Raw genomic sequence first — 23551 nt, 5'->3', positions numbered from 1 at the left:
AATTATTTTAACTTTTTGTCATGCTGAATTTAAAGGCGTTCGCTCGTGTTTTTAAATCTGATCTGTGAGATAGGTTATTGATAAACCTTAACCCAGTCAATGATCATTTCAACTGGCAGTTGTTTCTGATCGACTTTTCCAACCCAACTACCGCCTAATTGTTGATCAATTAATAGAAAGAAAGGCTGATCATATGGCCATTGTGATTTATCAACCCCTTCTTTGCGAGGATATGTAAACGTATCTTTACCATTTAACTGGAATACAATTCGATCAGGATACCAGCTTATGCCATATACATTATATTCACCTGCATTGATCTTAGCTGTTCCGCCGTGTTGGGGATTTGTTTTTTGTCCTAAATCTAAGGTATAATAGGAGTGTGTTGTTTGGTAGATAATGGAATCAGAATTTAAATGTTCCATAATATCGATTTCTCCATTTTTTGGATATTTTCCATATTTATCTAATTCCGCTAACATCCACATAGCTGGCCATGCACCTTGAGCACTCCCAAGTTTCGCACGGATCTCCACTCGCCCATATTGAAAAGCGAATTTTCCTTTACTCCAAATTCCTCCTGTCAGAAATGGACGGGGATCTTTTTTCAGATCAGTATTATTAATTCCCTTCAAAATCAGTTTACCATCTTCCATTGCAAAACAGGCATCGTCTGTACTCATATGGCGATTCCAATCGGCGCTACCTGCAGAAATTCTTGTCCATTTTGTCGTATCAATGGAGGTTTCATTAAATTGATCTTCCCAAACCAATTTCCATTTTTTAGCTTCACGAGCATCGCTTTGAATGTACACATAGGGATGTGACTTTGGATGATTGCTTACCCTACAGGAAGTGATAAGTACTAGAAAAGAAATAGCTGTTAGAAAATATTTAAACATTGCAATAAATGGTTTTTTACTATTTGTAATTAAACTTAAAAGAGTTCAAATTTGTTATCAAATCTTAACGTGATCTTAATCATTATTTTTGAAAAGCTTTAATGGGCTTACCTCTCCAAGCCTCATCTTGCTCTGCTCCCAATAACCAGGTCAATGTAGGTGCAATATCATAAATTAACATTGGTTGATTTACCTGTTTTCCCTTTGGTACACCTGGACCCGTCATGACGAAGGGAATTTCAACTTCAGCTAACGATTTACCTCCATGTCCTTTGTCAATACCGCCGTGATCAGCTGAGATAACAAAAATAGTTTCTTTCTCCATTCCTGCATCTTTAACAGCTTGCTGTAATTGCGCAATTCTACGGTCTACATTTTTCAGTTCTGCATAATATTCTGGAGTATTATGTCCAATGTTATGCCCTACACCATCAGGTTGATCAAAATGCACAAAAGTAAGTGTCGGTTTATCTCTTTTAATAACTTCAATTGCCTTTTCTAATGTCTTATCCTCGTTATCTTCCATATTATAGACTTGTTGCACAACATTTTTATCAATGAGGTAACCGATACCTGGCCAACTGTGTATCACTGCAAAAGTAGCCTTAGGGTTTTTAGATGCTACTGCATTAAAAATTGAAGGAAATAGACCATTCTTGGTTGTTTTTATCGCTGGAATTTCGGGCGTCTTACTTCCCCACTCTGTAAAACCATGCATAGTTGGACCAGCTCCCATCAACATAGATGCCCAATTCACCGCACTTGATGAAGGTAGTACTGTTCTGACATGAAGGCTATAGCTTCCATCTTCCATCATTTGTTTCAAAGTGGGCATTTCAGCTTTTGGGATTGCATAAGCACCTAATCCATCAAAACCAACGAGCACAACGTGTTTGATTTTTCCAGTCTGCGCTTGACTAATGGTTTGTGCAAAAAATAGGGCAATTAAAAAAATAAGGTTCTTTTTCATTAGAATACAATTGTTTTAGTAATCATTACTAGTTGCTATCTGTATCATTTAGCTCCTCCTTTAGGTTTTAAAAGTAATAAAGCTTTTAGAAATACAGTGTTCATTTTTGATTGCTGTTATTCGTAAATCATGCAAATTTCAGTTTATAATGAATGACAATGGGTAAAAGGTTTGATTTAAGTTGATTAATATTAAAAATTACTCGATAAAGTTAATCAATATTAAACAATACCAATTCATAACGAATGTTTGTATAACAAGATATTTACACAGAGATTCAAGTATTAGTCTGATTTAAAGTAGAGCTTACAATTACCTAACAAAATGTTTACATAGAAAAAAAATAACGAGTCGTTAGTTTTGCTCAATTACGAGATCAGCTTAATTGGAGTTAGAAATAGAAATTTATTTATTCACTGGCTAAAAGTAGATTAATCATGATCAAAAGGCAGAGGATCTTTCAAAATAAATCGAAAATCCATTTTTTCACCATTTCGTTCTATTTTCATTACGATCTCTTTTCCATCTTCTGATTTCATTAAATTTGTTAAATCCTCCAGCGAGTATGAGGTTGCCTTTTTACCATTGATAGTTAGAATTTTATCATCTTTCATGATCCCAACCAACTGACCTGGTGAATTTGGTCTAACCATATCAATTTTAAAAAGTGTTTTCAAAACAAACTTAAACTGTACCTTATTATCGAAATTAATTTCTTTACTACCATCCTTCTTCAAGGCAACCGGAACTTCTTCCTTTTCCCATTTGACACCATCATGAATAATCTCCAGCCCACTCATATTGAGATAATAGAATTTGTCGAAATTTTTATTTTTACTTAAGTACAGTTGATGATTGGGGTAATCAAAAATAATTTTAAAACGTCTCAACAGTTCATTGCCAACTGAACCTATCCTATCGTTGATCATCTTTGCATTTTGTACTGATTCCAATTCCGGATAAGCGACTAAAGGATATGACATAGCAAATGGCCCTAAAGACAATTTCTTGATCCGATTACGTAATCCATAAATTTCTCCACTGAACCCCTGACCGATATAATCTTCTATAAAAGGAGCACGAACTTGATAATTTTGTATTTTATCTTTGAGTAATAAAACAGCATCACTATTTCCCATATCAATAAGTGCTTTGCCATCGATCTCATCTTCATTCTGCTGTATAACGATCGCAACATACGGGCGACTTGAAATTATCTCCAAGGGTAAGGAGGTCATTTTAGACCATAATTTTGGATTGCTATCATTGGGATACACCGTTATTCGCTTTTTTATGAAATCAAATGCAATCTTATGATCGGTAAAAAAACGACTTCCCAATATACCGTTTACCTCTACCCCAATTCGTGATGAAATATCAATATGCTCATTATCTAAAATAAAAATAGGATGATCTATGTCTTCCATTTTTTTCCCAACCACCACATGATTATTGATCGCTAAAATACCGTCAATACCGGCATTCCTTCCAAGACCCTGAAACTTATTTTTAAAGATTGTACTGTCGACTTCACCTAAAGACTTGCCAAAGACCATTGTTTCTTTTACTCCGGTGTCGAGCAGAAAATTCATCATAAAACCATTTACCTCTACAGGTATTATAACGAGATTATGTACAAATATAAAGGGAAAACTTAGCTTCTTGTTTTTATGCAAAACAAACCCTGATTGCCCAAAAGCAACTTGGAAAAGCAAACATATCAACAATAGGAGGCCTATTTTCATGAAAGTCTATATTGGTATAGACAATATACGAAAAAAGGAATAAGGTACTCGATTTTGAATTAAATAATTCTCAATGACAACGTGATAAACAGTTATATTATAATATTAAATTATATTCATAAAAAAAGCCTCCAAAAAGCTTAAATCTTCTTGGAGGCGTTGAATTGAATCAAGGCTTTAATATTAATATTTATTCTAAGCCTTTATTATAGTCTGACTCTCTTAATGGAATAGACCAAGTCCATTTATTTTTATCTTGAGGATTGATCGTAACGGCTAATGATGTCAAGAAATTTCCTCCATTTGCATGCGCGTTTCGAATGATCGGATCACCCCATCTTTTCATATCAAACCAGTCAAATCCTTCACCCCAAAACCACGAAATAAAAAAACTATCTTTTCCGATTTGCTCAATAGTTGAGACGTAACATTGTTTAAATGATACATGCCCCATTTTGAAAATCTGAGCTGTTGTTAAAAGTGCTGATTTGTAATTACCGGATGAAGAAAGTATCTTTATAAAGATAATAGAAGAGGATAATGTTTGTGCATATGAGTTTATTTGGTCCTAACCTTTCACTTAATGAAACAAACGCAAATTAAGGCTTCCTTCTATTTTTAATTCTTTAATGCTTTAATATATGATATATTTATTCCTGTAAAGCAACCATCTTGGCAATTTCCCATAATATAACCACACGATGAGATCATACCATTATTATTTGTTTCAAAAAATATTTTTTTCTTTTCGTGTGTTACAAGCCATTCACCTTTTGCTTTAGAATAAACTTCATCTAGTGTCATAATTGGAGTAGCCCCAAGATTATTATATTTTCCTAATTCTTTTTCGGATTCTGACCAAGCGAGATATTCTTTTAGTGTGATATTCTTGCTAATCAGATAATTTTTAAAAAAATCATCTTGTTTTGCATAGATTGCCTCTATTTCCTGGTCTGTCCATCCTTCTTCCGATTTAGGTACAAATCCATTAAATATCTTTACAAGATATTCACGCTTCACAACTCTTCCATTAATGACTGTTATAGTAGTTGTTCTAGACATTTCTGTCATGAATGAGGTGTTTGTTTGATATTGATAGGAGTTGTTGCTTTCTTTTTTAAATTCTTTAAATTTATTAAAGCTGTCTTCAAATTGATTTGAAGATTCAAGATCGCTGTTTTTGCACGAAAATACAGACAGACTCAACAATAAGATGTAAATGATCTTTTTCATATATAAGTATTAATTAGTTAAGGAATAACGATATCTGACTGCATTATGCTACAAAAAAAAGAGAGTTTTCAAAAGTAAGAGTAAACCATTTGAGAATTAAATATTTGAAATGAGACTGTAAAGGAATGTGTGCAAATTAATAAAAATAGGGCTGTCCAACCTATTTAGACAGCCCTATTTATCTTATTATCAAAATTTACTATATTAATTTACATCCCAGAAAATTTTACTAGTTTGTGGATTAATATCACCTTGAGCCTTAACATTTGCATTATTAAAACTGTATTCATTTTGAGGATACATTAAACGCAAAGGAATTTTTCTACTACCCACACTTGAATTTTTAGATAGAGGTACATCCTTTGGAAATCCAAGTCTTCTGTAATCTACATATGCCTCAAAATTATTGATTCCGGGAAGGGCTAAATATTTTTGATTAATAAGCAATTCTAATTTATTTGAAGAAGATGCCCAATTAGCAGATGGTGAAGCTAAAAATGATGTTGCTACTGTGCTCGCATTAGCAACATCTAGCCAATTAAAAGATTCCTTTACTGCATTTTCGTATGCAGACTTTGCATCTCCAGAAATCCATCCACGTTGAATAGCCTCAGCTTGTAAGAATAGACTTTCTACAGAAGTCATTAACCATATTGGTTGAGTTCCATCTTTTAAAATCCCAGTACCAATAACAATAGATTCCTGCGAAGATGAAGCACCTTTTATATTTGTTGCTCCAAGATCTTTACCGACCCATGGATTATTAGCATCAACTGGATTATTAGCCTTCAAAAATAAATATTGATACCGAATATCATTTGTATTCTTATATCTATTTAATAAGTAGTTACTTACCCGATTAAAACCATCTGTTAATGTTCCACTTTGATTCATTACGTAAGTAGAATAAATAGGATTAACTTGATTCGCTGACATTGCAAATGCAATTGAAAGATCAGCAGAATTACCAGCATCTATAAAGCCACTACCATCTGTTGTTATTTTTGCAATATCAGCTGTTGGTGTTTTATTAAATTCTGATTGGTGAATCAATAATTTTAATGCTTGACTATTAGCTAGTTTACGCCATTTTGTTAAATCGCCACCAAATAAGACATCTGCTTTTTTAATTTCATCAGTTATTGTTAATCCTTGCTTAAAGATTAGTCGAGCTGAATCAAGTTGAACCAAAAGATCTTTATATATATCTTCACCTTTATCATATTTTGGAATAACAGATGCATCTCCTTTTAAAGCATCTGAATAAGGTACATTATTATACATATCAACTAAATACATAAATCCAATAGATTTCATGACTTTAGCAGCACCTACATAAAACAACTCATTTGTTGTTCTTCCTTTCTTTTCCATAAAATCAGCATCTGTTAATACATCATACCAAGATGTCGTACTATTCGCCCACTGAGCCTGTTGATAAGAAGGTGTAATATCATAATTTTCCAAAGGTAAACTAGGACCAAAATCACTACCCCTACCCCAATAACCAGACCAAGAAGCAGCCCAGCTATACTGTGTTCCCATTCTTGTAGCAGTTTGTTTCAGAACCATAGGTAGCAAATAACTTGCTTTAACTTTGGACTCTGTTGGATTATTAGGATTCTCATTAATATCAAAGAAGCTATCTTTACAACCTGTTACTGCCAAGGCTGTTGAAAAGAATGCTATTATAAATTTATTTTTCATTTTAAAATTCTTTAATCGTTAAAACTTAGCATTAATTGTAAACCCATAGTTTCTAACAGGTGGATTTGCATTTGCATTAACGTTACCATAAGCATTAGGATAATCCGCGGTCATACTATTAAAGTCAGGATCCATAAATTTATTTTCTTTAGGTAACCATAATGCTAAATTACGTCCAACCAATGCAATAGATAATGACTTTACTACTTTCTGACGTGATTGCAACCATTCTGAAGGAACATCATAAGCAAGCGAAAGTTCACGTAATCTCCATTGACTCGCACTTACAATAAAATTGGAAGCTGCATTCCTAAACTCGCCAGTATAATAGTTATATATTTCTTCATTTTCACCAATTTTCACAGCAGTATTTTCAATATATTTACCTGGATTTGCTGGATCGGCAATAACAGAATTAGGTAAGATAAACGGCTCACGATTGTTATATACTGTCGCCTCTGAAACTCCTGTCCAAGCCATATCAGATCCTAAACCAAAAAAGGAAACAACATGACCACCTTTATGTTCAAACATTGCTGATAAATTAAAGTTCTTCCAGTTTACAGAAGGCGTTAAGTTAACAATCCATTTTGGTAGAGTACGACCAAAGTTTACGTTATCTGATGATACAGAAGGTCTTCCCGTTTTCGAATCTACTATAACACGTCCCAGATCATCACGTTTATAGTCAGTTCCCCGCATTTCAAAGGCAGGTAATCCCTTTATTGCATAATTTCCAGCCGCTACATATCCACCAATTGATAGCTCATTTAATCCAAGGCTCTCATCAATACTAGTTACTTTAGAATCATTCCACAGAAAACTTCCTTTTAAATTAACTCCACCATTATTGAATTTTATGATTGGCGTAATATTAAAACCAAAATCCACACCATAACTATTGAAAGAAGCAGCATTACGATAGCTTCGAGAATATCCAGACGCTTCTGAAATATTTACACTGATAATTTGATCTGTATTTTTATTATAAAAATAGGTGGCTTCCAAAGTCAATCGGTTATTCCAAAGTCCAGCCTCGAATCCCGCTTCTGTTGAAGTAATGCGTTCAGGTTTTAAGTTAGGATCATATGTTGTATTTCCTGCCGTCAATCCTGACACAGAACCAAAAGGAAATCCGCTTGTAGCAGGTTGTGAAAATGTCGCTGCTAAAAAATAAGGTTCAATATCGGAGTTTGCAGTTTTAGTCCAGCCTCCTCTAACTTTTAAATAATTAAATACATCAGATTTAATTTCTGGAATTGCATCAGTTAGAATGAACGCAGCATTTACTCCTGGATAGAAATATGAGTTATTTCCCATCGCCAAAGTTGAAGACTTATCCCAACGGCCTGTCACTTCAACATTTGCCCAATTTTTATAATTTAGGCCTGCACTACCATAAACTGAAAAAAGACGACTTCTAAATCCATTTGAAGATCCTGATAAAATTCCAATCCTATTGCTTAAATTGTATAATTCCGAAACTACCAAATTATCAGCACCAACTCTTGTTGTTCTCCAATCATTTTGCTTAACGTAAGTACCTACAATACCTTTGAAAGTAAAATCATCATCAATTTTAGTATTTATATCAGCAAAAAATTCTGATGTTAAGATTGTCTGATTATAATTATATTCCTCAATTGCCCCAGGAATTGGCCCCTTTCCTCTATTTACAGCCCAAGCAGAAGGGTTAACACCTACAGTTTTATTACGTTCAGCAATATTTCGTGATGTTAATCCAGCGCGATAGGTGAAATTCAGCCAGTCGGTAGCTTTTAATCCTAATTCAAGATTAGATATTAAATCTTGTTTTTTGCCTTCCTTACGCCAATTACCAATTGAAAAATAGGGGTTTAATCCGTAATTTGTAAACCAATTCTCATAAGTAGAAAATTTATCATTTTGATAATCCTTATACTTAGATAAAATAATATCTGCCGGTGTATTAATCAATTGACTAAATAAACCACTATTACCGCCTGTATTCTGAGCTGTAAAATAATCAGCTTGTGCTGTCTGATTATACAAATCATAATTTTGTTGTGTATAATTAACATTCATTCCAGCCCTAAAAATTCCAAATTCTCGCTGTGAATTTAATCTAACACCAGTTCTCCTATTTTTATCATCAGGTACTATACCTTTAACAACAGCATCCTCTAAACTTAAAAAGAAATCTTTTGCTGTTAATGAAACACCAGTTTGATTTGTAACTCCGGTATTGTAAAAATTTTGACGCTCGTCAGTTCCACTATAAGTCGTTGTTTGTTGACTTCCATCAGGCAATTTAGGTCCTATATCGATCGTTGACCCATCAAAAGCAGGTCCCCAGTTCCAGTTTTCCACAGGATCAATAATGCCATCATATCCCTGCCCAAATTGTTTTTGCAGTTTTGGAAAAAATGAAACATTTTGCCATTGGGTCGAATGACTTACATTTACAGTTGGCGTATCCGTACTTTTCTTAGTAGTTACCATTATAACACCATTTCTAGCATCAGGACCATAAATTGCGGCAGCTGCTCCACCTTTTAATACCGATACATTCTCTACGTCATTTGGATTTATTGAAGAAAGGTATTTAATATCCATCTGAACTCCATCTAGTACTAATAATGGATCATTTTTACCAGTTAATGAACGAATACCACGTAAATTAATTTTTACATCCTCGTTGACACTTGAACTCGTAGTTGTCACATTTAATCCAGCTACCTTACCCTGAAGACCATTAGCTAAATTAACAGCGCTAGCTTGATTTACAGTTTTTGAAGATACTTGTTCAGCAGAATATCCTAATTCTCTCTTTTCCCTTTTAACACCTAAAGCAGTAACAATCACTTCTTCCAATTCATTATCTGAATTTGACAAAGTAACATTAAAAGCAGATTGCCCTTCTTTAACAATTAATGTTTTATCGGAATAACCAATTGAGCGGAAAACGATAATTTTTCCTGTCGGTACAGAAAACGAATAATTTCCATTCGCATCTGTTTGGGTAGCTACGTTAGATCCTTGAACAGCAATCGTTACGCCAGCCAATGGTTTACCATCAGCACCAGTTACACGACCACTGACCTTTTTGTCCTGTGCAAATGCAACAGAGGTCAGAATCATACTACCCACAAAAAAGCTGAGTAATGTTTGTTTCATATGTTTATGTTTATTTAAGTATTTAAAGTCTCTAAAGACTTTGGTTAAGTAAATTTCTTTTCATAAAACCTTAAAAACCGAATCTCTTGATACTATTTTCGATCTTTAAAATTCATATTTCATCTAACTTCACCCTCATCCGTCTTTATGTAAGACGACAAAAATGCAATCGATTGTCTATTTTTTGTTTAACGTACCATTAGAAAAACTACATTAAACTTTGCAAATATTTCTCTGATTAATTTTGGTATCAGCTCTTATCTAAAATCTATTTTGCCCAACACACTTTAAATTCAAAACAAAAATATTGTTAAAATATGTTAAAAGCAAAGTTAAAACAATAATTTAATTAACCAACACTCCAAATAAAAAGATAAAATTTGACTTCATTAACATGTAAAATCTTTAAAAAGATTAAATATATTCAAAGCTATCTGAATAGGTTTTTATAACAAAAATCTAAGATTAGGATCATTATCCTTCAGATCTGCCATTATTTGTATCATTAAGCAGAAGCGTTAATTTCAATTTACTTTTTTCTAAGATCAGTTAGTATACTTTGTTAAAAAAATGTTAAAACAAATATATACCATTTTTTAAATTTGAGATAGTAAATTGATATGCTAGCATATAAAATCAATCACAAACAATATAACTAACTGATATATAGTTAATTATTTTTCAATCAATATGTAACAAAAAAAACTTTACCTGTCAGTTAATCTAATAAAAAGAACGATCGTTATTCATTGTCTAGACAATGAATAACAATTTAATGAAATAATATGCACTTAAGAACAGGCATTCAATTTGCAGTCCGAAGTAGTTCCGCTCACAAGACTATTCCATTAAATAATTCCAACTTCCATGAATATCTTCTATCTCCCAAGATTCAACTTTAGTTTTGTAATTATTAAAATGAGTTGTATCCCATTTGTTGATGTGATATCCCCTGCAGAGCTTACAATAGTAAGCTCTCTTGCAAGCATATTTTTCCCATCCGATGTTTTATACGCTTACCGTCCGTCTTGTTTCTAATCCGTGATTTGAATTTAAATTGGAGAATTGCCCCCCTGTGCTTCGATCATTGATGGAAATCCAACTTTTCCAGTTGCACGGTACTTCCATCTTCTCCCCTTTAATGTTTCCATAATCCGTTATTATAAAACGTTTATATTTCAGTAAATTATTCCTTTTCAATAGTACCTGAAGCATGACCCTGCCCTTGATACGTCTAACTATTTTTGCTGAGACCTCAAAATCGACCTTCCCTTCGAAAGGAACTTTCAGTACAATCCGAAGCCTTCCCCCTTTCAAGAGATTGCAAGCGTGTATCATATCAGCAGCCACTGCATGATAGCAGTCTATCTTCTGTACAAATCCATTTGTGTCACGTACCACTTCATTTAAGCTCCGTTGCTCATAGGCAATACGCTCACCCATACCCGTCTTTAGGTAAAGCTGTACGATCGTCGTATTATTATTGTTTTCAAATGAAAATAGACTAGTTCGGAATTCATAATTTTTTGAGTCAAAAATCTGTTGTTGAGTAGAAATTCCTCATGCTCTGGATCGATTGATTTTACACGAGAAAGATCTATTTCTTCCGTTAGATCCATTTCCTTTTCAGCCCTTTCTACCACAGTAATTTCTTCAGTCTCATTTTCAATCGATGACATGCTTTGTAACTGTTCATTTAGAATTGAAATCTTTAGATCCCGATGCAGTACCATCCGCTCTAATTCAAGAATAAAGCATCTTCTTTTATGATCGAGAGCAACAAAAAAACAGGTTGTATACAAGATATTCAAGAACAGGACCCCGCCAAAAATCACCAATAGCGGAAGCCAGAGCCACTCATCCTTCGGTATAGCCACAGGTCTAATCACCCCAAATAAAAATAGTGTAGGCAATAAACAGCAAGTGAAAAGTTGGGTAGCAAAACGCTTTTGTGGATTCAGTAACCAGTTCTGCTTTTTATCAAGTATAATGATCAATGCCCGGATATAAAAGAAAGCTAGGAATACGATCAATACATAAAACAGATAGCCGACAACGACTGAGGTGTTTTCAAGCCAGGCAGCAGCAGCCCCAAGGTAACCCAGATACCAGCATACACTGCCAAAGGCAAAAGAAGCAATACATAACCAAATAAAATCTGGATAATGCACGTCTACTTCCGTACCCTTGGGATACATGATCAAATGGCTACTTTTCATAATTTATAGTTTTAATTGCACACTGTCCCCATAGCGGCTAAATTTAAACAGCTATGATATCAGTATATTATAAAATTTCCTGTTAGTAAGAATTTTTAGTTTTCTAAATTTAGCAAATATTTCTATAAGCAGTATACTTAATTAGGAAAACGTAGCAGACCTATTCATCAGAAAGTGGCAATAAGTATCTTAAATCAAAAAAATAACTCTCTTCGCTGTTGCAATTCCGGTTCTTATTGGGAAAAGAAGGCTCTTAATGTAAAAAATATGCTCTTATTGAAATTCAAATAAAATTTAGAGAGAATAGCTGTGGTTATGGATAATTTTAATTAACAATAAACAAATGATATAAATCGTTGCGTATGAAAATAATCAACAAAAAATTCAGCTTGTCCAGTCGCAATTATATACTTATCATACTAGCAGTCTTAGTCACATTGTATGGACTTTTTTTAGCATCAACATTCTATTTACAGGTTTACAGTATTGGCATCTTTGTTTTGCTGATTCCTTGTTTGGAGATTCGCAGTCATCAGGTCGTGATGCAGCTTTTCTTTATTTTTTTTATCTACTTGATGATCAGCAGTATATCAGTTTTTGAGTAACTTTCCGGTACCACTTCAGTAGGGCGTTAGTGAATAACCTGTACACTAACCGTACTTTCAAAACGATTTTAGCAAGTACAATCTTCATGAAAATCATAAGAAAAGCAAAGCCATTGGTTCTGATCTTGTTCGGACTTTCTTTTAATCTTCTTTTACCCTTGTAGTAAATTTCCCTGTACTTGCAAAGCAGCTGCAACTTCCTTTTCCTGGTGCAGGGACGGGAGAGGTACGTTGAACATAAGGTGCAACGATGGGCGGAGCTAAAACAAGGTCCGAAGCAGGATAAAAAATCAGAGAGGATAATAGTTGGTCTCAAGAATTTTTGGCGGAGCTTTGTGAAATTGACGTTAGGCAATTGGGAAGAATAGAAAGAGCAGAAACAAACTCAACAATTTCCATTTTAAAAAAAATTGCAGACAAATCCAATATTACAATGAGTAAGCTATTGGATTTTTGAAATTAAATATTTTGAATTCTTAAAATATATAAGCGAAAGATCAAATAAATCTTAAACGCTCGCATTTATTATTAATTTTATACTTTTAAAAGTTCGATTTTATTGTGGGAAAATTAAAGTTATATTTCACAACTTTTTCTTGATACTGGTCGGAGTAGAAAAAACGTTCTAGCTCAATTGTTGAAAAAAAAACATTCTCCTTGGCAAACAATAGGAAGCATTCTAATTATCTCACTAGCTACGTTTTTTACAGAATAGAAAACATTGTATTCTGTAAAAAAACTCACCAATCACATGTATATTTCGATAATTTATTTTTCATAATTTAGTTGAATTGAAAAATATAAATATTTCAATAACTGATAAAATGAAAAAATCCATAACTATCTTATTTTGTGTTCTATTATCAATACCTTCATTTGCCCAAAAAACAGAAATCATTGTTATTGGCAATATTCACCAACCAGTGCCCAATTACAATTCAGATACTATACTTACAATTCTTAAAAGTATTAAACCGGATTTTTTACTTCAGGAAATTGATAGTTCATTTTTCAATGATGATTTTACATTTAAAAATCCACCTAAAGAAAATGAAGGATTGGCGTCTGTGCAATATATTCATAACAACCCAAAAACTAAGATGAGACCATTTGACTTTGAAGGAAGAAATGAATATAGAAAAATAAATGGATTTAACCCGACCGAGGGACTCGCTATTAAACTGCTTGATAGCCTATATAAGAAAAATAAGTTAACAAAGAGCGAAGCTGCGATTTATAAAAAATATAATGATTTATTGGAACCTTTAAAAATTGCCGCATCAAAAGATGCAAAGAGTTTTAATAATTCAAGTAACGATAAAATATGTGAAGAGAGACAATACTATCAATATCATAAATTATTGTCCATTATGCAGGAAAGATCTGAATTCTCAAATACTTACTACACAAAAGCAAACGGTGAAAAAATTTCTTATTTAAAAGGATTTCAATTGGCTTCTGAATTTTGGGACTTAAGAAATCAAACTATGGCAAAAAATATTTTGCATATTGCGGAAGAGAATCCTGGAAAAAGAATAGTTGTATTGACTGGCTTTATGCATAGATATTTTATAGTTAGAGAACTTCAAAAGCAAACTGAAAATAATACAAATATTATAATTAGGGAATTTTACAATTAACAAAAAATCAAATTACCTCCTGAAACACTTTAAAACTCCAACTCGACAAATAAAGCCTTATGATCAGTTGGCCATACTCCCAAAGGTAGCAGAAATTCATCCTGACTATCCTGATCTTGTTTTTTACCATACTTGACTGTTGCAGAAGGACCAACAATTTTGACTTCAGAAACTTTTAAAGGCTTATTTGTTCTATAATAAACATAATCAATACGATCCCTGTCATCTGCCTGTGGCGCCCAAGCTAATTTATCAATGGAGACATCTTTGTTATAGGCTGGATAAGTAAAACCGGGATGACTAACTGGGTTGGGATATTTTTCTCTAAAACTATCCACAAAGCCAGATTTGGTCAATAGCACAGAGCAATCCCATGGAACTACAGCACCTCTATGATCAAACAAATCTTTTGTTTCACTAGTCCAATCTAAATGAGACGGTTCATTGAAGTCACCGGCAACTACAATCGTCTCACTCTTACTTTCTTTATCTGCATCTAGAATGATATCACGTATCGCTTCGTCCCGCTTTCCTTTTCTATTTGCTTCTATAATGCTTGCTACATCTACAATGGGCTGATCAAGTTTTTTCCAGGTAACACCATCATATCCCCTAGGCAGATAACAGGCATAGTTAGTGTAATCCAAATGAACAGCATAAAATGTAAAATTTCTACCTGCTACTTGAATTTTACTTTTTAACACATTACCCACTTTATTGGATTCATTATATAAGGGTCTTTGATCCTTAATGGGGAATTTAGAAATAAAAGCAACATCTAAAGATGGTTCATTGGATATACCATAATAAAACGCATCTTTATTTTTTAATTCGGCCAAGATTCTTTTCACAAAATCAGTGTTATTGTAATTCCTGACCTCACTAAACAACACTACATCTGCTTTCTTAGCAATAATTTCATCTGCGATAGCTGGAAAGCCATCTGGAACTATTGTACCTTCTTGCCAGATATTAATCTGCAGTATTTTCAATTGTGATTTTTGTTGAGCAAGAACTACTTGCCCAACAAAAAGAATGACCACTATGAATGCGAACTTCTTGATCTGCAAAAGAGGTTCTCCAATACGTGTTTTTACCATAATTATTTTTGTAATATCCAAATCAATTTGTCTACATCATCAACACCGTTCCATTGGCTTTTAATAGCGGCATCAATATTTTCTCTATTATTATTGTATTCTTCTGTAGGATACATCCAACGCATAGGCATTTTTGTATTATCATAATTTTGATTGGTCTTTGGATTTATAGGAAACTTTGGATAACCTGTCCTTCTGTAATCATAATACGACTCATACTCACGTTGCATAAATGAAGTTAGGTATTTTTGATATAAAATCTGCTCTAAATCAGCGTCAAAATTTCCATTAAGCTTATTTAAAGGATGATTTTGAACTTCCTGAATATGAGCATCCGTAATCTTTCTACCTTGATGGTAATTAATATTATCCGGAGTATTGCTAGCTGTAAACTCCATGCTGGCCCGAATAGCCTGTTTATAATAGGTATCTGCCGTTCCGGAAATCCATCCTCTTAATGCTCCTTCTGCAAGTATAAATTGTTGCTCTGCATAACCCAATTTAATAACAGGCTCACCACTTGGAAGTTGCGTATAACGCTGATTAATACCTGAAAACTGACCTGCACCCCATTTCGCTTTAATTCCATCAAAAGGATCTGCTGGATTTACACCTAAATAAGCATTAAAACTGCTTGCTGCAATCTTTTTCTTTAATTCACTCTCTGCAGGTTTTGCAAAATAAAACAATCTGTAATCTCCTGTTTCTTTGAGTTTATCAACGATGAGATTACTTAACATCGCATAAGGATTATGATTCAATCTGGTAAAATAAATCGGATAATATTCCTTTGCATTATTCCCATAAGTCCGTTGAAAATTATCTGCATTCGACGTCATCAGATCTGATTTTACATACTGTTGAAATCTTTCTTTGACTTTCAAATCGGTATCTGATACTTTCAAAGAAAGATACATCAGTATTTTCAACTGAAATGCTCGCGTTGTTTTTTTCCATTTAAGAGGATCACCTTTAAAGATAGGATCTCCATCCATTTTTACACCTTTATCAAAAGCGGCATAGGCTTTATCTAAATCGTTCAAAATGCCCGACATAACCTGCTTTTGAGTATCATATTTAGGTTTAAGTCCTCCACTTTCACCCATAAAAGCTTCAGAATAGGGTATATCACCAACAGCCATCGTGAGGTAAAACATTTGATAGGCTTTAGAAAAATAATATAAGCCCTCATAAGGCGGTCTATTGGTTTCCGTGGTCATTTCTAACATTTTATTGCCATTAATCACCGTACTATACCCATTGAAACCTGTTCTACCGAATAAATTATACTGATTCGCATCTGCACTTTCTGCCCAGGCTAAACTTTTTGACACCAATTGATTGGAATAAAAAGGTTTTCCTAAACTACTGGAAGTAAGATCAAGAATAATTCCTGTAGCAAGTAATGACCGAGAAGCCTTTGATGCTCCATCTGGATTTGTATTTATATCTTCAAACTTGCTGCAAGAGGACAATAAAATATTTAATAATATAAATAATATGCCTAAATTATTTGTATTTCGTTTCGTGTTCATAACTGAAAAATTAAAATTGAAGTTTAATATTGGCTCCTATGTATCTGATCGATGCTGAATTTAAATTATCTTTTCCAACGTCCGGATCTGAGTATTTAAAGTCTTTCGCCCACATCCAAAGATTTTGGCCAATAAATCCTACAGAAGTATTTTTTGCTTTTATCTTTTGTGACCATGCAAGTGGCAATTGATAGCTCAAGTTTAGATCCCGCAATTTGATAAAAGTTTGTGAAAGCATAAACTGAGATCTGGGACTTCCAATATAAGGAGCCATTTTCACCTGATAAGTTTCATAAGAAACACCTGTTTCATTTGGAGCAAAAACACGATCATCTCGGGTTATGTTACCATAAGAATCATAATCTACAGAGCCGGAGACGATCTGCACACCTTTACCTACATAATTACTATTTCCATTCACCACCATATCATAGCGGTCGGCATTATCGCTATCAGGATGGCTTCCCGAATTCCACATCGCTTGATCTGTTACACTATGTGCGATACCACCTACGCGACCATCAAAAGATAAATTTAAGGTCAGCTTTTTGAAAGAAAAAGTATTGGACCACCCCCAAACAAAATCAGCTTCATTAAAACCAACAACACTTTCGTAAGCTCGAGCTCTCGGCAATCCTCCATAATGAATCAGATTTCCATTTGGATCTCGCTCCCAATCATAAACTGATACCCAATTCCAACGTGCTCCTTCTTTTACCCATGGTTTATCTGTTGAATAATCAGCATCTATCTTATCATAAGTATAGCGTTCTCTAGACCAGTTGATCTTAGAACTCCATTGAAAATCACCACCCTTCATAATATCTGCGCTCAACATAATCTCCATTCCTCTCCGTCGTAAATCCTCCTGAATGTTGACTTGTGTCTGAGCAAAACCTGAAGCCGAACTAATGCTTGCATTCCGCTGCTGATTAAATGTTAAGGCATCATAATAAGTAAAATCTAATTGCACACGATTTTTGAAGAAATTCACACCCGTACCTATTTCCCACGAATCAATGGTAACCGGCTTGATGGCTGAATTTCTCATAACAGTAGGATATACAGCTGAACCTAATCCCTGCCAAACATCACTATTGATTGTATATTGCTGATTGATGTCATAAATACCTGGAGCGTACTTAGTCCTTGCCCAAGAACCTCTTACTTTCCAAAAACTTACAGCCGTAGGCAAATTCAACAAATCTGATAAAACAAGACTTGAAGAAACGGAAGGGTAAAAAAATGAATTGCTATTCGGATTCAATGTTGAACTCCAGTCATTCCTGCCTGTTACTTCAACAAAAGCAATATTTTTCCATGACGAACTAAAGCGACCATAAACACTATTATCCTGCCTTCTTGTCAGACTTGAGCCCGTTACCGCTGGACTTACAGAAGCTTTTAATGAATAGAAACCCGGTACACTTAACCCTCCTGATGTTGTTCCAGATTGACTATCGCTGTTACGATAATTCAAACCAGTACCAACAAAAGCTTCTAAAAAAAAGTCCTTTACCTGCTTTTTTGCTGTAACCATTAGATCTCCATTCACACTATATCCTCCCTGCCGAGTTGTTGAGAAATAACCTAATTTATCCCAACCACCTACTGCTCCGATGGGGTTTCGATATTTGTCAAGTTGAGAATAAGAATCTGACCCTAAGCGTGCATTAACCGTTAACCAATCATTTGCTTTAAACTCGGTATTTAAATAACCATTCAAAATGCTGTAATCATTTGAATGTACAATCTCATTAACAATAAAATAAGGATTATCATACCAAGAGGCATCCATCCAATTTTGTTTCTCATTTGGCGTTACCCAATAATTTTTATAATCGCGAATATCATATTCTGTACCCGACCACACATTTAGATTGTACAAAATACCACCACCAGCATAACCGGATCCACCCATATTCGGATAAAATCTTTTATTGTAATTTAAGCCCCCCTCAAACTTAAACCTCCCGGCAGTCATATCACCCGAAACTGCGTATGTAACTTTGTTCAATTTATTATTTTCATACTGACCTTTGTTGAAAACATGCGTCAGTGATGCACGAACTCCTCCCGACTCTCCACGTTGTGAAATACTAATATTATTATTGGTGATCAGACTTTGCTGTTGGAAATTTTTCAGATTATCTTTACCAACAGATTTCAATTCCGCCTCTTCCTTCTGAAAGGTATAAGGATTGTATATATTAGCAGTACGGCCAATATCCAATTTATCTCCCCAGACATAACTTCCGGGCTGGTAAACACCACCTTGCCCTGAACTATAAGAGCTTTGCACCTCAGGTTTTACCAAATAACCTGCATTAAACATCGTGCTGCTATTTAATTGTACATTTAAACCATTTCCTTTACTCTTTTTAGTGGTAACCATAATCGCTCCAGCTCCCCCTTTTGCACCGTAAAGGGCAGATGCTGTAGCTCCTTTTAATACACTGATATCTTCAATATCATCAGCAGGAATATCTCGTAAGCTTAGGAATTGTGTTGCGACTCCATCTACTACAACCAATGGTGTCTGGCCCCTCAACTCGATGGTCGGAGTCGTATTAAACTCGGTACTGTTTTTAATATTTAATCCTGCGACTCTTCCTGTCAATGAGGTCGCTACGTCAACTCCTTTTGCAGAAGAAAGCGCATCTCCGCCAACTTTCTGTACAGCATAACCTAATGCTTTTTGATCTCTTTTGACGCCTAAAGCGGTTACCACAACTTCATCCAAAGATGTATTTCCTTTTCTTAATGTAATGCGCAATAACTTATCATCTGCAGGCATTACCTCTTTAGATTCATAGCCCAAAGATTTAAATATCAAAGGTTCATTTAAATGAATACGAATACTAAAACGACCAGTTTGATCCGAAGTCACTCCCTTTTCTGCCTGACTAACAGTAACTCCAGCAATAGGTTTTTCTTGTTCATCCAGCACTACCCCATTAACTATCGTCAGTTTTTGATCCCTATTTTTTGTGACTGCTTCTTTTTTAATTCTGGAAAGAATAATGTTTCCCTCCATAATTTTATAAGATATATCAGTACCACTAAATAAACGGTCTAAGATATCCCCGATATCCTGTCCCTTAGCATCCACCGAAAAATTCCGCTTTGTATCAATTTGATTATTATTGTAAAAAAATCGGTAACCTGATTTTTTCTCAATCTCGTCCAGTACAGATTGCATACTTTTGTTATGTACGGAAAGTGTCAAATTTTTCTGCTGCCCATGTACAAAATGGAATACCGAAACTCCAAGACTTAACATCAAGAGTTTTAACTTCATGTTTTTCATAATTATAGTTAGTGAATTTTATAATTTTCTTTTTTTATTTACATTTTATATAGTTCTACAATAAGCGGATGATCTGCTTGATCGCTTTCATTGATGATTTTATATTGGATATTGGAAGATATTTTGATGTGTTCCAGGACTGTTATTAATTGCTGCGAATGAAATATACCCGTAAACCTTTCCGCTTCTAGTCCCGCTGTTTTCAGCACAAATTGTACATCAAAACGCTTTTCTACAATATCCAGTAAGTCAATTAGTGAGGTATTTTTTAATACGATCTGGTTGTCTTTCCAAGAAGTCAGGGTCTCTTCATTCAGATCATTGGGTTTTAGTTCATGATTTTCAATATCGTATACAACTGTTTGGGAAGGCTTCAGAATAAGGTGTTCAATATTACTTTTCCCTTGATAATGGAACACAACTTGTCCTTCCTGTAACGTGGTACGTATAGCGCGATTACCATGATATGCATCTACATTAAATCGCGTACCGAATACTTCAATAGATGCTTGATACGGTGTACTGACCTTAAATCTACTTTTGCTGTTTTTAGTAACATCAAAGAAGGCTTCTCCATCCAATTCGACTATCCGTTCATTTTCGAAACTTTGTGGATATTTAATAGTAGTGCTGGAATTCAGCCAAACTGTAGAATTATCGGGTAATCTTACTGTCGCAACCATACCAGGATTGGTTCGCAATGTGACCCACTCTGGGGAAGAACTATTCTTAACGAATAATGAATAAACTTGAATTCCAAATAAAGGGATAAATAAAATCGCTGCCACTCTTTGCAGTATGTGGATATATCGTATATTTGATTTTGGATGATCTATTTTAGCCGTTATTTGCTGAAAAGCTTGCTCAGTATCAATATTTTCCAGAAGTGAAAAAGCTTCTATATTATGATAAAATTCACAAAACCGTTTTGCCTGATCACGATTCGCATCTGATTCTGAAATCCATTTTTTTAAATATAGCTCATCTTCCAATGTTAATTTATCATTAAGAAAGCTTAACATAAGTTGCTCTATATTATCATCATTTTTATGCATTTTTATACCGATTTTAATTAATGACTATTTAGGAGGGGGATATCCTAAAAAAAAAATATTTATTTATGTCTAGTATTTTAAGCGATGAAATCCTGGTGGAAAATTTGACCGTAGGAGACAGGAACGCTTTTGAATTAATATTTAAGAGATATTATGCGCCCTTGATTGCATACTGCAAACAGTTTGTAGCACTAGATGATGCCCAAGAGCATACACAAGATATTATGCTGTGGTTGTGGAACAACCGAGAAAATCTATATTTCTCCACTTCTTTAAAAAGCTACTTATTTACCGCTGTTCGAAACCGTTGCCTAACGGCTATAAAAAAAGAAAAAACCAAAGCAAATTATTTCAATGAATTAAGCCAGCTGTCGGGATATGAACAAACCAGTTATAATATTTACTTTGAAAAGGAACTTAAAGAAAAAATTGATGTTGCAATAAAAAACTTACCAAGTAGCTATAGAGAAGCATTTGAATTAAATCGTTTTGAAAATTTAACTTATAAAGAGATTGCCGAAAGACTAAATGTATCATCTAAAACAGTAGATTACCGCATACAGCAAGCTTTAAAGATATTAAGAAAAGATCTCAAACATTATTTACCATTATTAATCTACCTGTACCCTACTCTTAGATTATAATGACATATTAATAAATACGATATCTTAAAATATAGTCTCATTTATTTTAATTCAGATCCATACAAACATATGACAAATTAAAAAGAGCGACCTGAAACAGGTCGCTCTTTTTAATAATAAGTATTTTGATACTATCTAGTACCACCAGCCCACCATACATTTTCAGTATAGACATATTGTCCATTACCATATGCAGCCTGAACATAAGGATTAGTAGTTGTATCATCATTTCCGTAAGGTAAACGTAATGGGAATTTACCTGGGTTTTTCAACTCAATAAAATTCTCACCATTTGCTTTCCAACGACGGATATCATTGTACATTTCAGTAGACTCACCTGATGCTCCAAAGAATGCTAAATATTTTTGATTAGCAATTTCTTTTAATGGATTAGCAGCAAATAATGGCTTAACATTAGTTGCGAAATAATCTGAAATATTAGCATCTGTTAAATCTGCAGAAGTTTCAACAATTTTTCCATTAGCATTAACTGTAGGTGCGGCAAATGCGGCATTTACAGAGTTTTCTGAATTTTTAATTGCAGCAGTAACTGCATTCTTCAAGATCGGCTCAATAGCTACTGTAGCCTGACCTAAACGTTGCATCGCTTCTGCTTTCAAAAACAATAACTCATGATAACTCAACAATTGAGTGGGTGCAGTTTGAGAATAAACAAAAGTAGAAGTTAAGTACTTATTTTGAACCTGTTCATTTTTACCATTTACAGCCAAAGAATCATAAGCGGCCTTATTAGTAGCAAGATCTGCCACCTGAATCCAATTAGTTACTCTATTAATCGCTTTTGGAGGAGAAATAAAATTACGGTTCAAACGAGGATCTTTACGTTCTATCAATTTATCAGCAATGCTTTTACTCGCCGCCAATCCATCACGTGACCATTGAAAATCAAACAATGGATTTAAGTTAGATGTACTGTATTGCGCAAATTTAGCTTCTTCACTAGCATTAGCAAAAGACTTATCTACATGATCTATAACTGCATTTAAAGCTGCCGTCTTATCCGTCGTTACTTTCAATAAACGCATCGCATAACGGGCTTTCAAACCATGTGCGAATTTTAACCAACTCGCAGCGTTGCCACTGAATAATAAATCTTGACCTCCAACAGAACCTGAACCATGGCTATCACCTTTTGGTAAATTCAATATTGCTGCATCCAAATAAGCATTCACTTGTTTGTACAATTCTTCTTGTTTGTCCAATTTTGGATTACGAATTTCCAAAGGTTTGAATCCTTCTGAATAAGGAGCATCCCCAAACAGATCCGTTAACAATGCTAAATTATACGCTGCCATCACTTGCCCCATACCCAAAGTAGCATAGTTCCCTGTTTGCGCTCCACCCTCAGAACATTTTTCAATCACTAAACGTGCATCACGCAATGAAGTATATACATTACCCCAAGTATTGTTGAACGTTGAAGCTGCTGCTACAGAATTACCTCTTTGCTCAGCATTCCACAATTGATTGTGCGTACCAATTTCATGCTCGACGTAAGTTGATAAGTACGTATTAAAATCGCCACCAACATTTGAAAAAGCAGTTCTTGTAATTACGTCTGTTAAAATAAACTTTGCTTGAACATCTTTTGGTTTATCAACATTTTCGTTGACATTGTCCATCGCATCCTCTGAACAAGAAGTAAAAACTACTGGAGTTGCTAATACTCCCATAGCTAATAATCCTACTATATTTAATTTAAATTTCAT

At 34.2% G+C, this 23551-nt stretch carries 17 protein-coding genes; 3 read left to right on the top strand and 14 right to left on the bottom strand.

The window, feature by feature from the left end:
• Positions 1–74: 74 nt before the first annotated feature.
• The 9 genes from JAZ75_RS14445 to JAZ75_RS14405 all read right to left on the bottom strand — a co-directional run bounded on the left by JAZ75_RS14445 (position 75) and on the right by JAZ75_RS14405 (position 11932).
• Entirely contained in the window at positions 75–902 is an 828-nt protein-coding gene (locus JAZ75_RS14445) for a glycoside hydrolase family 16 protein (protein WP_208696269.1), read from the bottom strand.
• An 82-nt stretch (positions 903–984) separates the two neighbouring features.
• A complete protein-coding gene (locus JAZ75_RS14440) occupies positions 985–1872 on the bottom strand; it encodes an alkaline phosphatase (protein WP_208696267.1) in 888 nt (295 codons plus the stop codon).
• 431 nt (positions 1873–2303) lie between these two features.
• Positions 2304–3467, bottom strand: coding sequence for a PDZ domain-containing protein (locus tag JAZ75_RS14435; RefSeq protein ID WP_208696265.1), 1164 nt, complete (start codon positions 3465–3467; stop codon positions 2304–2306).
• A gap of 340 nt (positions 3468–3807) precedes the next feature.
• Entirely contained in the window at positions 3808–4071 is a 264-nt protein-coding gene (locus JAZ75_RS14430) for a hypothetical protein (protein ID WP_232789204.1), read from the bottom strand.
• Between the two features lie 164 nt (positions 4072–4235).
• Positions 4236–4850, bottom strand: coding sequence for a hypothetical protein (locus JAZ75_RS14425; RefSeq protein ID WP_208696263.1), 615 nt, complete (start codon positions 4848–4850; stop codon positions 4236–4238).
• A gap of 204 nt (positions 4851–5054) precedes the next feature.
• Positions 5055–6557 carry a SusD/RagB family nutrient-binding outer membrane lipoprotein gene (locus JAZ75_RS14420; protein WP_208696261.1) on the bottom strand — a complete coding sequence of 501 codons (1503 nt, stop codon included), beginning with the start codon at positions 6555–6557 and terminating at the stop codon, positions 5055–5057.
• A gap of 18 nt (positions 6558–6575) precedes the next feature.
• Complete coding sequence (locus JAZ75_RS14415) at positions 6576–9713, bottom strand: SusC/RagA family TonB-linked outer membrane protein (protein ID WP_208696259.1); 3138 nt, start codon at positions 9711–9713, stop codon at positions 6576–6578.
• Between the two features lie 1008 nt (positions 9714–10721).
• Positions 10722–11156, bottom strand: a complete 435-nt coding sequence (locus JAZ75_RS14410) for a hypothetical protein (protein WP_208696257.1) — start codon at positions 11154–11156, stop codon at positions 10722–10724.
• Positions 11157–11164: 8 nt separating this feature from the next.
• Positions 11165–11932, bottom strand: coding sequence for a hypothetical protein (locus JAZ75_RS14405; RefSeq protein WP_208696255.1), 768 nt, complete (start codon positions 11930–11932; stop codon positions 11165–11167).
• Positions 11933–12826: 894 nt separating this feature from the next.
• Between JAZ75_RS14405 and JAZ75_RS14400 the strand changes: the two genes are divergently transcribed.
• On the top strand, positions 12827–12994 hold the full coding sequence (locus tag JAZ75_RS14400; protein WP_208702472.1) for a helix-turn-helix domain-containing protein: 168 nt from the start codon (positions 12827–12829) through the stop codon (positions 12992–12994).
• Positions 12995–13361: 367 nt separating this feature from the next.
• On the top strand, positions 13362–14177 hold the full coding sequence (locus JAZ75_RS14395; RefSeq protein ID WP_208696253.1) for a hypothetical protein: 816 nt from the start codon (positions 13362–13364) through the stop codon (positions 14175–14177).
• Between the two features lie 29 nt (positions 14178–14206).
• Here JAZ75_RS14395 and JAZ75_RS14390 read toward each other — a convergent pair whose 3' ends face one another.
• From JAZ75_RS14390 to JAZ75_RS14375, 4 genes are read right to left on the bottom strand one after another with little or no spacing between them, the layout of a single operon-like run.
• Positions 14207–15277 (bottom strand): endonuclease/exonuclease/phosphatase family protein, encoded by a 1071-nt coding sequence (locus JAZ75_RS14390; protein ID WP_208696251.1) that lies wholly within the window; start codon positions 15275–15277, stop codon positions 14207–14209.
• Positions 15278–15279: 2 nt separating this feature from the next.
• Positions 15280–16812: a SusD/RagB family nutrient-binding outer membrane lipoprotein gene (locus JAZ75_RS14385; RefSeq protein WP_208696249.1), complete on the bottom strand. Its 1533-nt coding sequence runs from the start codon at positions 16810–16812 to the stop codon at positions 15280–15282.
• A gap of 10 nt (positions 16813–16822) precedes the next feature.
• The gene (locus tag JAZ75_RS14380) at positions 16823–20113 is read right to left on the bottom strand and encodes a SusC/RagA family TonB-linked outer membrane protein (protein WP_208696247.1); all 3291 of its coding nucleotides are present in this window, start codon (positions 20111–20113) and stop codon (positions 16823–16825) included.
• Between the two features lie 47 nt (positions 20114–20160).
• On the bottom strand, positions 20161–21177 hold the full coding sequence (locus JAZ75_RS14375; RefSeq protein ID WP_208696245.1) for a FecR family protein: 1017 nt from the start codon (positions 21175–21177) through the stop codon (positions 20161–20163).
• A 65-nt stretch (positions 21178–21242) separates the two neighbouring features.
• Between JAZ75_RS14375 and JAZ75_RS14370 the strand changes: the two genes are divergently transcribed.
• The gene (locus JAZ75_RS14370) at positions 21243–21821 is read left to right on the top strand and encodes an RNA polymerase sigma-70 factor (protein WP_208696243.1); all 579 of its coding nucleotides are present in this window, start codon (positions 21243–21245) and stop codon (positions 21819–21821) included.
• Between the two features lie 131 nt (positions 21822–21952).
• On the opposite strand, the gene JAZ75_RS14365 is transcribed toward JAZ75_RS14370, so the two are convergent.
• Entirely contained in the window at positions 21953–23551 is a 1599-nt protein-coding gene (locus tag JAZ75_RS14365) for a SusD/RagB family nutrient-binding outer membrane lipoprotein (RefSeq protein WP_208696241.1), read from the bottom strand.

This window comes from Sphingobacterium sp. UDSM-2020, from assembly GCF_016132525.1.
Lineage (GTDB): Bacteria > Bacteroidota > Bacteroidia > Sphingobacteriales > Sphingobacteriaceae > Sphingobacterium > Sphingobacterium anhuiense.
This window is presented reverse-complemented; position numbering and strand designations above follow the sequence as displayed.

Coding starts and splice junctions, on each gene's coding strand:
- JAZ75_RS14445 (WP_208696269.1), bottom strand. CDS start 902: ATGTTTAAATATTTTCTAACAGCTATTTCTTTTCTAGTACTTATCACT.
- JAZ75_RS14395 (WP_208696253.1), top strand. CDS start 13,362: ATGAAAAAATCCATAACTATCTTATTTTGTGTTCTATTATCAATACCT.
- JAZ75_RS14425 (WP_208696263.1), bottom strand. CDS start 4,850: ATGAAAAAGATCATTTACATCTTATTGTTGAGTCTGTCTGTATTTTCG.
- JAZ75_RS14380 (WP_208696247.1), bottom strand. CDS start 20,113: ATGAAGTTAAAACTCTTGATGTTAAGTCTTGGAGTTTCGGTATTCCAT.
- JAZ75_RS14385 (WP_208696249.1), bottom strand. CDS start 16,812: ATGAACACGAAACGAAATACAAATAATTTAGGCATATTATTTATATTA.
- JAZ75_RS14430 (WP_232789204.1), bottom strand. CDS start 4,071: ATGGGGCATGTATCATTTAAACAATGTTACGTCTCAACTATTGAGCAA.
- JAZ75_RS14390 (WP_208696251.1), bottom strand. CDS start 15,277: ATGGTAAAAACACGTATTGGAGAACCTCTTTTGCAGATCAAGAAGTTC.
- JAZ75_RS14410 (WP_208696257.1), bottom strand. CDS start 11,156: ATGGGTGAGCGTATTGCCTATGAGCAACGGAGCTTAAATGAAGTGGTA.
- JAZ75_RS14440 (WP_208696267.1), bottom strand. CDS start 1,872: ATGAAAAAGAACCTTATTTTTTTAATTGCCCTATTTTTTGCACAAACC.
- JAZ75_RS14405 (WP_208696255.1), bottom strand. CDS start 11,932: ATGAAAAGTAGCCATTTGATCATGTATCCCAAGGGTACGGAAGTAGAC.
- JAZ75_RS14415 (WP_208696259.1), bottom strand. CDS start 9,713: ATGAAACAAACATTACTCAGCTTTTTTGTGGGTAGTATGATTCTGACC.
- JAZ75_RS14375 (WP_208696245.1), bottom strand. CDS start 21,177: ATGCATAAAAATGATGATAATATAGAGCAACTTATGTTAAGCTTTCTT.
- JAZ75_RS14370 (WP_208696243.1), top strand. CDS start 21,243: ATGTCTAGTATTTTAAGCGATGAAATCCTGGTGGAAAATTTGACCGTA.
- JAZ75_RS14435 (WP_208696265.1), bottom strand. CDS start 3,467: ATGATGAATTTTCTGCTCGACACCGGAGTAAAAGAAACAATGGTCTTT.
- JAZ75_RS14365 (WP_208696241.1), bottom strand. CDS start 23,551: ATGAAATTTAAATTAAATATAGTAGGATTATTAGCTATGGGAGTATTA.
- JAZ75_RS14420 (WP_208696261.1), bottom strand. CDS start 6,557: ATGAAAAATAAATTTATAATAGCATTCTTTTCAACAGCCTTGGCAGTA.